This is a genomic window from Erythrobacter sp. HA7-11, assembly GCF_055693605.1.
Genome location: NZ_JBVFUF010000002.1, coordinates 2,051,283 through 2,065,864, shown reverse-complemented (window position 1 = coordinate 2,065,864; position 14,582 = coordinate 2,051,283). Strand labels below are relative to the sequence as shown.

At 57.7% G+C, this 14,582-nt stretch carries 8 protein-coding genes; 3 read left to right on the top strand and 5 right to left on the bottom strand.

The features are described 5' to 3' along the window. Positions 1–244: 244 nt before the first annotated feature. From ACZ1GU_RS10595 to ACZ1GU_RS10585, 3 genes are read right to left on the bottom strand one after another with little or no spacing between them, the layout of a single operon-like run. A complete protein-coding gene (locus ACZ1GU_RS10595) occupies positions 245–487 on the bottom strand; it encodes a YadA C-terminal domain-containing protein (RefSeq protein ID WP_472647958.1) in 243 nt (80 codons plus the stop codon). A gap of 25 nt (positions 488–512) precedes the next feature. Further along, positions 513–2,294 carry a hypothetical protein gene (locus ACZ1GU_RS10590; protein ID WP_472648762.1) on the bottom strand — a complete coding sequence of 594 codons (1,782 nt, stop codon included), beginning with the start codon at positions 2,292–2,294 and terminating at the stop codon, positions 513–515. After that, positions 2,182–3,360: a hypothetical protein gene (locus ACZ1GU_RS10585; protein ID WP_472647957.1), complete on the bottom strand. Its 1,179-nt coding sequence runs from the start codon at positions 3,358–3,360 to the stop codon at positions 2,182–2,184. Before ACZ1GU_RS10585 ends, ACZ1GU_RS10590 begins: the two co-directional genes overlap by 113 nt. Positions 3,361–4,190: 830 nt before the next feature. On the opposite strand from ACZ1GU_RS10585, the gene ACZ1GU_RS10580 reads away from it, so the two are divergent. The 3 genes from ACZ1GU_RS10580 to ACZ1GU_RS10570 all read left to right on the top strand — a co-directional run bounded on the left by ACZ1GU_RS10580 (position 4,191) and on the right by ACZ1GU_RS10570 (position 10,986). Beyond that, on the top strand, positions 4,191–5,888 hold the full coding sequence (locus tag ACZ1GU_RS10580) for a BCCT family transporter (RefSeq protein ID WP_472647956.1): 1,698 nt from the start codon (positions 4,191–4,193) through the stop codon (positions 5,886–5,888). Between the two features lie 351 nt (positions 5,889–6,239). Then, a complete protein-coding gene (locus ACZ1GU_RS10575; RefSeq protein WP_472647955.1) occupies positions 6,240–8,909 on the top strand; it encodes a TonB-dependent receptor in 2,670 nt (889 codons plus the stop codon). A 97-nt stretch (positions 8,910–9,006) separates the two neighbouring features. Continuing rightward, positions 9,007–10,986, top strand: coding sequence for a tetratricopeptide repeat-containing sulfotransferase family protein (locus ACZ1GU_RS10570; RefSeq protein ID WP_472647954.1), 1,980 nt, complete (start codon positions 9,007–9,009; stop codon positions 10,984–10,986). Between the two features lie 561 nt (positions 10,987–11,547). Here the strand turns inward: ACZ1GU_RS10570 and ACZ1GU_RS10565 are convergent. Further along, positions 11,548–13,125 (bottom strand): hypothetical protein, encoded by a 1,578-nt coding sequence (locus ACZ1GU_RS10565; RefSeq protein ID WP_472647953.1) that lies wholly within the window; start codon positions 13,123–13,125, stop codon positions 11,548–11,550. Then, positions 13,074–13,970 carry a hypothetical protein gene (locus ACZ1GU_RS10560; RefSeq protein WP_472647952.1) on the bottom strand — a complete coding sequence of 299 codons (897 nt, stop codon included), beginning with the start codon at positions 13,968–13,970 and terminating at the stop codon, positions 13,074–13,076. Before ACZ1GU_RS10560 ends, ACZ1GU_RS10565 begins: the two co-directional genes overlap by 52 nt. Positions 13,971–14,582: the final 612 nt, after the last annotated feature.

Below are 14,582 nucleotides of genomic sequence, written 5' to 3'. Positions count from 1 at the left end.
TGCAAGCCATGCGAATGAGGTGCATCCCCCAATTTGCCACAGAACTAGACACTCGAACGCATCGAAGATGAAGGTTGGATACTGGGAGAAAATGCCGAATTTCTGCTTTGTCGGTTATCAATCCAAAAAGCAGACTGGCCGCTGCCGGCCCAGTTCGAGCCATCACGCTTTGTCTGCAATTGGGCGTGAAGGCAGACATCGGGCTTTGCGCCTGACATCCGCCATCATACTCAGACTCGAGCCGTCAGAATATCCCGGCCACGCCGACGCTGGCGCCAGTGTTGCTATCACCGGCATGGCTGACACTAGCGTTGATCGTGATCGGAATATCGACATTCAGACGATGCGACAGACCAAGGCTAAATGCCTGCTGCCCGCGGAAAGTCGCCCCGCGCACGGCATAGCCGGTCTGGCCCGGCTCGGGCGGAAACGGAGCCTCTGCCTGCGCCATCGCAGCGGCAACACCTGAACGCATATCGTCGTCCAAGTCTTCCAAGCGGAACGCGAGACTATCAACCCGTACCGCTTAGCGCATCGAACTGCGCGGTAGAGACCATCGCAACCTGGTTGAGCGCAACGCGGACATTGTCGACCGAGGCTGCGGTGGCGACTTGCTGACGACCCAGCGTGCCATTGGCATCGACGGTGACCGCATCGACCGGGCCAACCTGAGCCGCTGTACTGGCGTCGATATCGCCGATCCGCACGCTGGAGCCTGTTCCGCCCAACGTCACCTGATTGTCGGCGGTTGTTGTCGCATTCGCCCCGATAGCCGTTGCATTGGCATTCGCTGCTGCTGCGCGGAAGCCGATCGCTGTCGAACCGACACCAGTTGCAACCGCCGTATCACCTACGGCCGTCGCGTTAGCGTTCGCTTCCGTATCAAACCCAACTGCCGTCGAGCGGCCCCCGCTGGCAAGCGCCCGCTGACCAATTGCCGTGGCCCGACCTGCAGTGGCAAATGCTGTGTCGCCAACCGCCGTCGCACTGGTTGCCAAAGCGCGCGATCCGCGCCCGAAGGCTGCACTGCGTAAGCCACTCGCGCGAGTTGCCTCGCCCACCGCGCTAGATCCGTCTCCCGAACTATCAGCACCGGCACCCAGCGCGAGCGATTGCGCACCAGTCGCCTCAGCCCCCGCTCCAAACGCAGAAGCATCCTGGGCCTGAGCGCTCGCGTTGGCTCCCACTGCCAGGGCTCGCGTGCCCGCCGCTGAGGCTGGTGCCGCGCCGCCTGATGAGTCGACGGCGACAAACGGATTGCCACCAGCGGTGATGTTTTGGATGGCCGAATTTAGCTGCCCCAGATTGACAGCATCGGTCATAGCGGTGCCATTTGCGATGTTGACAAGCCGCCGCTCCTGCCCCGCGCGGCCAAAGGATACCGTGTTGGCCTGACCTGCGAAGGAATCTTGGCCAATCGCGACGGCATTGTCTGCGGTTACAATGGCGGCGCGGCCAATCGCCGTTGCTCTGGCAACATTGGTGAAAGCCATGTGACCAATTGCGACCGAATCTTGTGCAGCGGAGCTATCGCCGCCTATCGCAACCGCTCTATCGCCGGCAATGTCTGAGAATGCACCAATAGCAATGGCATCGTCGCCAAAATTTGCCTGAGCCAGCGATCCGATTGCTATGCTACCAACACCATCAGCACGCGTTTCATTTGCAAATCCTTGTATGTCTGCGCCGATCGCAATGGATCCCGCGCCATTTGCATTAGCGTTTGATCCAATAGCAATTCCGTTCACGCCAAGGGCATTGGCCGTGCCTGCTGCTCCATTGACGGCGACAAAAGCGCTGCCCGATTGAGCGAGGGCCTCATCAAGCTGCCGTTTATTCACCGCATCCGTGTCATTCCACCCATCTGCGACATTCACTATCCGGCGTTCTTCGCCTGACCGACCAATCGACACAACGTCATCTTGGAGAGCAAGCGATCCAAAACCCAAAGCAACAGAGTTTTCCGCAGTGTTGACTTGCGCTTCGGCTCCGATTGCTACTGACCCAAAGCCGCTTGCAACCGTCCCGGCATCGCCGGGATCGGCTGTATCCGCTCCAATCGCTATTGAGAACTGGCCCTCAGCCCGCGCTTCAAGACCGATCGCAACCGCGTCATCGCCCAAGGCATTCGCGCCATTCCCCGTCGAATTGACTGCAAGAAAAGCACTGCCTCCGCCGCCACTAGCAGTTGCCGCCTCTAGTTGCGCCAGTGTAACGGCATCGTTCGGATTGACGCCCTCTGCGAGATTCTGTAATGCGCCTTTCAGAGCCAAAGCTTCCAACCGATACTGTATCGGCCTCATCTGCGACCGAGTTGGATCCCAGAGCGACCGAGTTGTCAGCCTGTGCGCTGGCGCTTGTACCAATAGACACCGCGTTAGAGGCACTCGCACTCGAACTACCTAACGACAATGAACCAATTCCTGATGCAGAGCTGCCGGCACCAATGGCGGTTGAATTGATACCGTCAGCGTTTGCCAAGCCGCCAATCGCGATCGCTTCATCATTGTTAGCAGAAGCAAGCGCGCCAATTGCGATTGAATTCGCGCCAATAGCAGTGGGCTCCGCGCCCGATGCATCATTCACGACAACGCCAACTGCACCGCCTCCACCACCGCCAGCCAATGCAGCATTCAGCTGACGAACATTTACCGCGTCGGTGTCCTGAACACCGTCGGCTACATAGGTGATAATACGAAGATTGTCGCTGGCACCCACCGAAAAACTATTGGAACGATCAGCGACCGATCCTTGGCCAATGGCAACCGAATTGGGCTCATTCGCAAAGGTGTCTGCTCCAATCGCGACATTGCCGGTTGCTCCGGCGAATGCTCCTAGTTCATCGCCAAAAAGGCCATCCCCACCAATTGCGATAGCGTAATCCGCGAACACCCGAGTGCCAGTACCAATTGCAATTGCATCGACACCAAAAGCCTGAGCGGGCACTGCTCCTGGTCCTGTTGTGCGCGAGCCAATTACGATTGTTCCGGAAGCCTGAGCTTGGCTAAAAGCACCAATTGCTATCGCATTGTTTGTTGCGATTGTGCTGCGTCCCAATGCAACAGCTTCATTTGCTGCAACTGCGCTAAATCCAACCGAAACTGCACTCGTTGATCCTCTTGCATTGTTGCCTAGTGCAACGGACCGCGCGCCCGTTGATTGTGCGCCGACACCGCACGCAAGCCGGGTATCATCATCGCTTGACGTGGCCCCTCCGTCATTATCAGTCGTCTGGCCCACTTCACCATCATCATCGCGATCAAGCAAACAATCATCTGCCTGAGCGGGCGCGGTATTTAACGCAAACGCGGCTGCCATCCCGAGTGACAAGGCCGTCGACAAACGCAGATTCTTTTTCATGGGGCTCCCCCTTTTTCCGAGTCTTGGAAAGGGGAATCACATTTTAATGTAGCCAGAAAACGGCTTTTCGACTCGCCACTGTGTGAAGAATCGCCCCCTGTCCTCAAGGCAATATTAACAAAAAGTGTAAGGTCTCATTGTATTTGAGCGACATTATCCACCACGCACGATCACGGTTTTGAGTAGAGTTACAATACAGACATCTACACTGACCCTCAGAACGGCTGGCCCACTTGGCCGGGGCGCCAAAGCGCCTGCCGGGAGATCATCGTACCACATCAGCACAACAGTTTGGCAGCAGGCCTGGTTCTTGGCCGGAATGTCCTCACTTGGGTCGTTGGCGGAAATGCTGCTTTTCCCTCGGAACCCGCTATAGGCGGACTGTCAGCTCACGGCCCAATTTGAGCCAGAAGTTTTCGACTGGGATAGGGCGAAGGTGGACACCGTTCAGACGGCGTCCACTTCTCTTCATCTTCCAGCAATTGGGTGGCGGTTCCTAGAATTCGCCCCCGATGCCTGCACGCACACTGGTTGAGTCCATTCACCGAATGGTCAATATAGTTGCGGGTGCCCTTGCGATCCGACTGACAATCTGAGCTACTTACAATTCGAAAAGGCTTGAAGAATTCAGTTGGCTGGGGACCGGCTCACTCACCGGGCCCGGCTGCAGGTCCTCGGACTGCAAGTCACAATCGATTTGGCCAGAATTTTGCATTCTAGGCAGCCATCTCTATACCTCGCGGCTAATTCCCATGATCGGCACGATATTCAGGCTCGCTTTCAGCTTCGGGTCGCTGTGCCATGCAAGCAGCGAGACATGACCTCTACAAATGCCTTCTGACCAAAATTTTCCGATTAGCCCTCCGATTGTCGAACTTCCCATCGAGACACACGATAGAGGGTTTTACGATGGTTTCAGTCGAGCGGTAACGATCCCATCGAAGATCATAGTTTCGATGATAATTATGTGGGCGATCTTTTTCCCGGTCAGCGCGAACGAAACGCTGTCCGCGGCCAACACGTCGATTATTGCGAGTTTCTCGGGATGGTATGTCTATCTCGTTGCGGCTTTAATGCTGGCATGCCTAGTGCTCGCAATCATCCCGCAGTCTGGCCGCCTGCGTATCGGCTCTCCCAACGAAAAAGCTGAATTCTCCCGTTTCTCGTGGTTCGCCATGCTGTTTGGTGCAGGGATTGGCATCGGGATGCTGACCTATTCGACCGGAGAGCCGCTTGCCCATTTCAGCAACAACCCTGATATCATTCGCGGTCTCGTTGAACCGCGCAGCGAAGAGACGGTCCGCAGCGCGTACCTTTACACGTTTCTGCATTGGGGGTTCGCTGCCTGGGGTACCTACGCGATGGTTGGCCTCGCGATCGGTTATGTCGCTTATCGCCGCAATTTGCCGCTGACCATCCGTTCAGCGCTCGCTCCGCTCTTTGGTCAAACAATGTCAGGGCCAGCAGGACATCTCGTCGACATAGTCGCGGTCGTGGCTACCATATTGGGCGTGTCTGTTACCATGGGGCTGGGAGTGGAGCAGTTTGTTGCAGGTCTGCATCGCGTCGGATTGGGCGATTGGCTGCTCGATAGCGATGGCTCGGCCAGCACAGCCGCGATCGTTGTTGCTCTGCTGGTGCTGGTGGGGGCTTCGACTGTAAGTGCGCTTTCGGGCGTGGGGCGTGGGATCAAATGGCTTTCCAACATCAATATGGGGCTGTCGTTCGGGCTGCTCGCGCTGTTCGCCATCGTGGGGTCTGGCCTGTTTGGGCTGAAGCTTCTTGGGGTGGGCGTGTGGGACTACATTCGCACTCTGCCGCAAATGGCGCTCACGCTTTTCAGCAGCGACGGCAGCGAGGCGGGTGACGCGCTGGTGCAATGGCAGCTTGACTGGTCAGTCTTCTATTGGGCGTGGTGGATCGCCTTCGCCCCGTTCGTCGGCATGTTTATCGCGCGCATCTCGCGCGGGCGCACAATCCGCGAATACATTTTTGGGGTGGTGCTCGTGCCTTCCTTAATGTGCTTCATCTGGATGGCTCTGGCAGGCGGAACCGCGATCGATCTTGAGCTGTCAGGTACGGCTGGCGGCGCGATCGTCAACACCGGTATTTCGGACCAACTCTACGCGACGCTTGATGTGCTGCTGAGTCCGGGTGCGGCGCTGATAGTATCCTCGCTCGTAGTGCTTTTGCTGATGACCTATCTCGTGACTTCGGTCGACAGCGCGATCCTGATCGTCAACACGATCAACGGGGCAGGTGAAGAGGAAGGTCAGCGCCGCTATCACATACTGTTCTGGGGCGCGGCATTGGCCTTTGTGGTCGGATCCATGCTTATCCTCGGCGGTATCGACGCTATCCGCATAACCATGATCATCGGCGCTTTGCCGTTCTCTCTCGTGGTGGCTTTGATGGTTATATCGATCGGGAAAGCGATCATTTTCGACATTCTGCGCAAGCGGCACGGCGTGCCCACTACTGCTGAGGCGTGCGAAGAGTGGAACGAAAAAGTATTGGCAAAAGAATAGTTTGTAGAATTGATTCATTGGTATGAAGAGTAAAGCGATTGCCATTTGCCTCTACTTGAAAAATAAATAGGATCATACTTTTCGATATTTTGGCAAAAATACCAATAAAACTATCAATACATAAAATCAGAGATTTCTATTTCGATTGTATTTCAGCACCCACGTCGATGTTGTTATTGTGCAACACGCTGAAATCGAGTCCGAGAATTTCGAAGTCCTGCTGTGGCCGAGCCATCATGTGCTTGTTAGGGCCGTTGGTGAGCGCGCGGAATATTTCGCTTTTGCGCCTTTTTTACTGGCTTCATGCCTTTCGACCACTGGTCGACCAATGTTCTACAGGGGACAATCATAATGAAATCATTCGCAAGCAGCGCCTCGGCGAGTGCGCTGGCTATTGCTGTCGCATCTCCCGCACTCGCGCAGGATGCGCCAGCTGATCCAGCCGAGCAGACCGAACAGCGTGGCGGTGTCCAGACCATCGTCGTGACCGCGCAGAAGCGTACCGAAGACTTGCAGGACGTGCCGGTATCGGTTTCGGCCATCGGCGAAGAGCAGCTCGAAGAGCTCAACATCGACACATTCGATGATTATCTCGATCAGCTTCCAACCGTCACGGCTGGTGGCGGCGGCCCGGGTCAGAGCACTATCTATATTCGTGGACTTGCCTCGACCACGCCTAACCTTTCGGTCGCAGGTGTCGCAGGTCTCGCGCCAAACGTGGCGCTCTATCTGAACGAGCAGCCGCTCGCACAGCCAGGCCGCAACCTCGATGTTTATGCCGCTGACCTTGAGCGGATCGAGGTGCTTTCCGGCCCGCAGGGAACTTTGTTCGGTGCAAGTTCGCAGGCCGGTGTTGTCCGTCTGATTACCAACAAGCCAAGCTTGTCGGGCTTTGACGCTGGTTTCTCTGGCGGGGTCTCGTTCACCAAGGGCGGCGAAACAAGCTATCAGGCAGAGGCAATGGTCAACGTGCCCGTGTCAGACAGCTTCGCGCTGCGCGGCGTCGTCTACCTTGACGACCAGGGCGGCTATATCGACAATGTGGCTGGCACGCGTTCGGTGCGTGAAAGCGGTCGTTTCCGTCCATCAGGAACGGTGCGTTCGAATGGCTTGCCAGTGAATGCAAATCGCGGTGGCTTCCAATCTGACCCGGCGACGCTTGCGCAGATCGATGCGAACGTGACCTTCATCGAGGCCGACAATGCTGGCCTCGTTCAGGACGATTTCAACGACACGCAATATGCCGGTTTCCGCGTCAGCGGCCTTTGGGAAGTGACGCCTGATTGGACTGTCACGGTCGCTCACCAACGCCAGAGCATCGAATCCGACGGCGTGTTCTTCGCCGATCCGGAATTGGACGGCCTTGATGACCTTGAGATTCAACGCTTCGAAGAAGATCGTCTCGAAGACGATTTCTCTAACACCAGCTGGACCGTCGAAGGGCGCATCGCGATGCTCGATGTGGTCTACACCGGGGCATATACTGAACGTGAAGCCAATCAGCGTTCGGACTACACTGACTATCTCTTTGTCGGTCAGTACCTGCCCTATTACATCTGTGATGGCAGCGTGACCTATCCGGGTGCGGGCGGACCGAGCGGCACATGTCAGGCGCCAAACCTCTACATCAACTCGGTGAGCGAGACTGAGGTCTTCACGCAAGAGCTGCGCTTCAGCACTCCTGAAGACTGGCGTTTCCGCGTGACGGCTGGTGGCTTTTACTCCGACCTTGAGCTGAAAGAGCGCGTCGATTTTGCCTATCCTGGCAATGTTCTGGCGCAACCATTCGGCCCTTTTGCACCAAACTTCCCGCAGGAAGGCTTCACCACCGATCCCGGACCCTTCCCGGCAGAGACCATCTTCCGGAACGATATCCGCCGGACAGATGAGCAATTCGGCATCTTCGGCGAAGCGAGCTTTGACATTGTGCCGGACGTGCTGACTGCGACATTTGGCGCGCGTTACTACGATATCGAGGTTGATTTCGAGGGCAGCGCCAACGGATCATTCTGCAACTCGGGTGCGGCGCAGGATGCGAACGCATTCGGCACCGACATCAACGATCTCTATGACGGTGATGGCGAGTTCACCTTCATCGGATCGTGTAATGCGGCGCTGCGACAGACCTTCACTTTGGGTCAGAGCATTGCCGATATTGAAGCTGCTGGACTCAGCACGGCGCAAGCAACGCAGGTCTTTAACGCGCTTCAGGCACCTGACGTGGCCGAGACCAGTGGGGTCATTGTGAAAGGCACGCTGACTTTTACCCCGACCGAGGATCTGCTGTTCTACGCAACCTATTCGGAAGGCTTCCGTCCAGGACTGCTCAACCGCCCGGGCGGCGCGCAAGGGCCGAACGGCTTTACCGTTCCGTTCGAGCTTGAGACCGATGAAGTGCAGAATTACGAGCTGGGCTGGAAGATGGACCTGCTCGACGGGCAATTCCGCTTCAATGGCAGCGCGTTCTTCGTCGATATCAGCAACCTGCAAACGACGATCTTCGATCCGAGCATCACCAATCTGTTTTTCTCGGACAATGCGGCCAATGCTGAGATCTACGGGCTTGAGGCAGACTTCACCGTCGCGCCTTATGCAACGCCGGGCCTGACGGTTGCGGGCGCATTCTCGGTGCTCGATACCGAGATCACCGATGTTCTCACGCCGACCAATGACGTGATCGAAGGCGGGGAGTTGGCATTTGCGCCAGGCTTCCAAGGCAATCTGCGGGTCCGCTATGAGTGGGATCTGAGCGACACGCTCGAAGCATTCGTCCAGCCACAGATGACACACTCGGCCTCGAAGTTCACCGATATTATCGAGATCAACAAGCTGGAGCTTGATAGCTTCACCACCTTTGATCTCTCGGCCGGTGTGAAGGCGGACCAGTGGCGGTTCGAGATTTTCGGCGAGAACTTGAGCGACGAACGCGCTCAGGTTTCGGGCAATTTCGGCAATGACCGTCCGCGCATTGTGACCAACCGTCCGCTTACCGTGGGCATCCGCATCGGCTACGATTACTGATCGGGAGCCGCATAATCGAACGCAAGCGGCGGGGGTGGATCAATGCGGTCCACCTCCGCCGCTTTGCGTTGATGCACAGCGCTAGTAAGGCACGCAGATGGCGACACGCGAAGAGCAGTTGAATTCCGCGCAAGAGGCGCTGCAATCGGGCGACTTTGAGCGAGGTCTTGCGCTGGCCGAAGCACTGCTTGGCGACGATGGTGGCGATGGCGATGCGCTGTATATCGCCGCTGTCGCATGCCGCTATCTGAAGCATTTTGAAGACGCTGCGGCGCACTTGCGCGCACTCCATTTAGCGATGCCGGAATATGGCCGGGCTTGGCAGGAAGAGGGGCATTTGGCCCTCGCGAAAGGCGATAGTACAGCAGCGCTCGACGCTTTTAATCGCGCGGTAAAGTTCAATCCTGCGCTTACTGCGAGCTGGCGTGAGATTGCTCGATTGGCGGGCGAGCAGGGGCGTGCGAACGAGGCTGCCAATGCCAAGGCGCAGTTCGACCGCTTAGCGGCGCTCCCGCGTGAATTGCTGGCCGTGACCAATCATCTGGCTGAAAGGCGCTTGCTGCGCGCCGAAGAGATTTGCCGCCATTTCCTTCGCACCCATCCGCATCCTGCTCCCGGACATGTGGAAGGGATGCGATTGCTCAGCAAGATCGGGATGGAACTCGGCATTCTCGACGACGCAGAATTCCTCCTTGAAAGCGCAGTGGCATTTGAGCCTGACAATCTGCAATTGCGCTTAGACTATGTCGATGCGCTGCGGCGCCGGCAGAAGTTCGAGCGTGCCTATGTGGAGGCAGAGAAGCTTTACTCAAGCGACCCTGAAAACCCGCTGTTCCAATCGCGTCTCGCGATCGAGAGCATGCAGACGGGTGATTACGAGCGCGCCTTTGCGCTGTTCGAGCAGGTGCTCGAAAAACTGCCGCAAGACCCTGCGACACTCACCAGCATGGGCCACGCGCTCAAAACGATGGGTCAGAGCGAGCAGGCGATTGCTCGCTACGGCGAGGCGATCGCGGCCAAGCCCGACCAAGGCGATGCGTATTATGCGCTCGCGAACCTAAAGACCTATCATTTTTCGGACGAGGAGCTTGCCGCGATGCAGGCGCAAATCGCGCGCGGCGATCTCGCCTTTATGGACCGCGTACACATCCTGTTTGCGATGGCCAAAGCGCTCGAGGATCGCGGCGATCACGCCGCCAGTTTTGAGGCGTATAAACAGGGCAATGACTTAAAGCGCGCGCAGACCTGCTACAGCGCTGACGCCATGACAGCAGAGCTTTCCAAACAGCGCGAGATTTGCACGGCAGAGCTTTTTGAAAGGCACAAAGAGGCAGGACACGACGCGCCCGATCCGATCTTCATTCTCGGTCTGCCACGCGCGGGTTCGACCCTGCTGGAACAGATCCTTGCCAGCCATTCGCAGGTGGATGGAACGCTGGAGCTGCCCGATATCCTCGCGCTCGCGCACCGATTGCGGGGGCGCAAGGCGGGCCAGTCGAACTACCCGCAGGTTCTTCACGATCTCAGCGATAAGCAGATAAGCAAATTTGGCGAAGAATTCATCGCCAATACCCGCGTGCATCGGCAGAGCGCACCGTTCTTCATCGACAAAATGCCGAACAATTTCCGACATATTGGCCTGATCCATCTGATCCTGCCCAATGCCAAGATCATCGACGCGCGGCGCGACCCGATGGATTGCTGTTTCTCTGGCTTCAAACAGCTCTTCGCTGAGGGGCAGGAGTTCACCTACGGGCTTACTGAGGTTGGCCGATATTACCGTGATTATGTCGATCTGATGGAGCATTGGGACAACGTGCTGCCGGGCAAGGTGCTGCGCGTGCAGCACGAAGATGTGCTTGACGATCTGGAGGGCCAGACGCGGCGGATGCTCGATTATCTGGGCCTGCCATTTGAAGAGGCGTGCCTCGAATTTCACAAGACCGATCGCGCTGTGCGCACCGCCTCCAGCGAGCAAGTGCGCCAGCCAATCAATCGCAAGGGGCAGGGAGCGTGGAAGCCATTCGAGCCTTATCTCGGTGACTTGAAAGAGGCGCTGGGAGATTTGGCCCGCTAATTCGATGATGCGCGAGGTTCAATTCTACCTTTGGCTCGCGTCCGAATGCGTCTCGATTGTATAACCTTGATTTGCTTCTGACTGATAGGCCCCTTGGGATCGAACTTTGCGCCAGCCCAGTCTTTGGAAACAAGAATCTGCTCACCGCCTAATTGCAGTCCCTGAGGCTTCACGATGTTGGTCTATGGGATCGGTACGGAAATGGGAGACCAGTTGCGAACCGACTGACACCTTCTCCCCAAATGTTGATGCGCCTGATGGTGATTATCTATGCCCGATTTCTTCAAGACTCACGAAACGCTGAGTCATGGCTGTTTGAGCCGGGGGGCGAGACCACCCAGAGTTGCGTCATTAGAAAAAGATGCAAGAAGGCCGCACTTTTCTTCTTCAAGAACGCCGTGGAGCCGAACGACAAGGCTGAAGGTGCAGGCGGGTTTGCATAATTTGATTGTTGCGCCCGCCTGCACGCTACGAGACTTTTAGAAGCCGAGCGCCACGCCGGCCTGCGCAACCACTGAGCCGTCGCCCGTATTGCCTGCGATGCCGGCACCGATGGCAAAGCTATCGTTTACCCGTACCGGTAAAGCTAGCCGCGAAGCCTTGCTCACCTCGATAGGTCGCGATGTTACCGGCAATGGTAAAGGATTTGTCCGGCATCGCAATCGCGCTGCCAATAGCTGCCGCCGCTGCGATACCGCCGCGTGTGCTTTCGTCGAGATCCTGCAAGCGGAAGTCCAAGTCCTGCACGCGGCCTGCCAACGCATCGAATTGAGCTGTGCTGACCTGCGAGAACGCGTTGAGTGCCACGCGCACATTGTCGACCGAGGCAGCGGTAGCAACCGTTTGACGACCGAGTGTGCCATTGCCGTCGACTGTTACCACGTCAACCGGACCGACTTGCGCGGCGGTGCTGGCGTCGATGTCGCCAACCCTAACCGAGCTTCCGGTTCCGCCGAGCGTCACCTGATTGTCGGCATTTGTCGCCGCGTTTGCACCAATTGCGGTGGCATTCGCATTCGCCGCTGCAGCGCGGAATCCAACTGCAGTCGAACCGGCGCCAGTCGCAACCGCCGTGTCCCCAACTGCCGTCGCGTTTGCTCCAGCCTCGGTATCAAAGCCGACTGCCGTTCCTCGGCCGCCGCTCGCCAAGGCACGCTGACCAATCGCTGTGGCGCGGCCCGCAGTGGCAAACGCCGTGTCACCGACTGCCGTCGCACTGGTTGCCAGCGCGCGCGATCCTCGACCAAAGGCTGCACTACGCAGCCCGCCAGCGCGGGTAGCCGTTCCGATGGCCGTAGACTCTGCACCTTGCGCCAAAGCATCCGAACCAAGCGCGATTGCACCGGCTCCGGTCGCGCTCGAACCCACAGCCCCGGCAAAGCTGCCTTCGCCGCTCGCCACCGCATCAGCGCCGATTGCGACTGCAGCAAGACCCGTCGCCTGCGAGCCAAGGCCGTCATTGCTGAGGCTTCCCCCCAATGCGACCGCTGCCTCACCCGTTGCAGCGCTCAAAGATCCAATAGAGATCGCATCGTCACTTGATGCCGTGCTTCTGGACCCCAGGGCAAGCGAAAAGTCCCCATCAGCCCGGCTTCTTTCACCCAATGCGGCGCTCGTCAGTCCGTTAGCCGCTGCGACTGTGCCAAGAGCGATCGCCGCTGATGATGATGCCCTTGCAGATGACCCGATAGCAACCGTGTCGGCAAATGTCGTGGATGAGTTTGTGCCAATCGCGACAGAAGAACCACCCTCAGCAAGAGAACCCGCGCCGCCAGCAAAGCTGCTGAAACCGAATGCCTCGGCGCCGTTACCCAAGGCGACAGCGCCCGTTGCTGTCGCTGCCGTATCTGCGCCAAGCGCAACCGAGGCTGTGGCTGTGGCCTGCGCACGCGCGCCGCCAGCAAACCCGTCCTCGACGGTGGCGACCGCTTGTGTGCCCAGCGCCAGCGAATTTCTGCCGACAGCGTTAGTTTGGGCTCCAAGCGCAGCCGAGTTATCTCCGCCGGCAAAAGACCCTAGACCAAGCGAAACCGAATTCACCCCAGTGGCAGTGGCCGCGCCAACGCCGTCTTCGTTAGCGCCGCCGCCTATCGCGATTGCGCCATTGGCCGCTGCATTTGCATTGTCGCCAATCGCCACCGCTTCAACGGTACCGTCGCATTTGCAAGGCTGCCAATCGCGATGGCACTCTCGGCGCTCGTTTCTGCTTCCGAACCAATGGCAATCGAAGCAGTGCCGGATGCGATAGCCGAGTCTCCGTTAGCAACTGCCCTTGAGCCGGCCTGGGAAAAAGCGCCCAGTGCAAGAGAACGCACGCCTGAGGCGCTTGAGTCAAAACCGATAGCAGCCGAATTGTTGCCCGCCGCATTGGCATCTTGGCCAAGCGCGGTTGCTTGAATGCCTGTCGCATCAGAGCCTCCTCCAAGCGCGGTGGCACCGTTTGCAGACGCATTGGCATCTTGGCCAAGTGCAATTGCTTGAGTGCCAGATGCAGCAGAGCCTCCTCCAAGCGCGGTGGCACCGGTTGCGGACGCATTGGCAAGTTGACCAAGCGCAATTGCTTGAAAGGCACTTGCATCAGAGTCTTGTCCAATTGCTGTGGCTGTGGCTAGGGCACGAGCGGCATGCCCGAGCGCTGCACCATCGGTTTGGGCAAAAGCGCTGCGTCCAACTGCTGTGCCTCGGTCTCCGTTCACCACTGCAGAAACGCCGACCGCAGTGGCATCCACAGCGCCGTCTCTTGTTTGTGCGAACGTGCCTATAGCCGTTGAGCGGTCGTTATCAGCCACTGCAGCATGGCCAACCGCTGTTGATTCATCGCCTTCCGCCCTGGCAGCCCCTCCGACGGCTGTGGAATTTTCGCCGTTGGCGTTTGCATTCGTGCCAACCTGTGTTGACTGAGCCGCGGCGGGTGCGGGCTGGAATGTCAGCGCGGCGATGGTTGCACTGGCTGCAGTGGTTGAAAGTAGAGTTAGCTTTTTCATATCGAAGGTGTCCCCTCATTGGTGTTTCACAATGCAGGGACGGCATCCGCGTCGGGGGAAAGCCCCGCGCAAAGAGTGCCCGATCAGTGAGTGAACGCATCTGGCCCAAAGGGTCGATAAGAGCCAAAACACGCCCACTCACTGGCAGGGACACCATTCCTGCGGGGACCCTAGCTAAAGGCCTAGCGTGTTAGAGAGCGTGTTAAAAACCGTGTTAGGCCGTGTTAAAACGCCCCCAAAAGCGTGTTAATTTGCAAAAAAGTGCGTTTTTTTAGCGAAATTGGCTGATCGGCGCGAAAATTCGCGGGTTCGGAGCTCGGCAAACGAATCAGGCCGCCCGCGCAACCAAGCGCGAGCGGTGTCTTGGTCGGAACCATGATCCTGCATGGCATCGAGTGGCGGCGGTCAGAGACGGTCAGCTAAGGCAGTCATTCGAGCAATATCGCCAACCCGGCGGCGTAGGTCGAACCGTCGGCATTGTTGCCCGTAAATACTGATACAAGCTAAGGCTTCGATAATCGACCGAAGCCCGTTGTTTGTGCAATGCAAACGGTTCATCTAACCTCAGCACAGCGCCACATGTCATGCTCACGGCTGGGAAAGGATCCGCTC

Excerpts from the sequence above, each read along its gene's own strand:
- ACZ1GU_RS10560 (WP_472647952.1), bottom strand. The coding sequence starts at position 13,970 with ATGAAAAAGCTAACTCTACTTTCAACCACTGCAGCCAGTGCAACCATC.
- ACZ1GU_RS10585 (WP_472647957.1), bottom strand. The coding sequence starts at position 3,360 with ATGAAAAAGAATCTGCGTTTGTCGACGGCCTTGTCACTCGGGATGGCA.
- ACZ1GU_RS10570 (WP_472647954.1), top strand. The coding sequence starts at position 9,007 with ATGGCGACACGCGAAGAGCAGTTGAATTCCGCGCAAGAGGCGCTGCAA.
- ACZ1GU_RS10580 (WP_472647956.1), top strand. The coding sequence starts at position 4,191 with ATGCCTTCTGACCAAAATTTTCCGATTAGCCCTCCGATTGTCGAACTT.
- ACZ1GU_RS10575 (WP_472647955.1), top strand. The coding sequence starts at position 6,240 with ATGAAATCATTCGCAAGCAGCGCCTCGGCGAGTGCGCTGGCTATTGCT.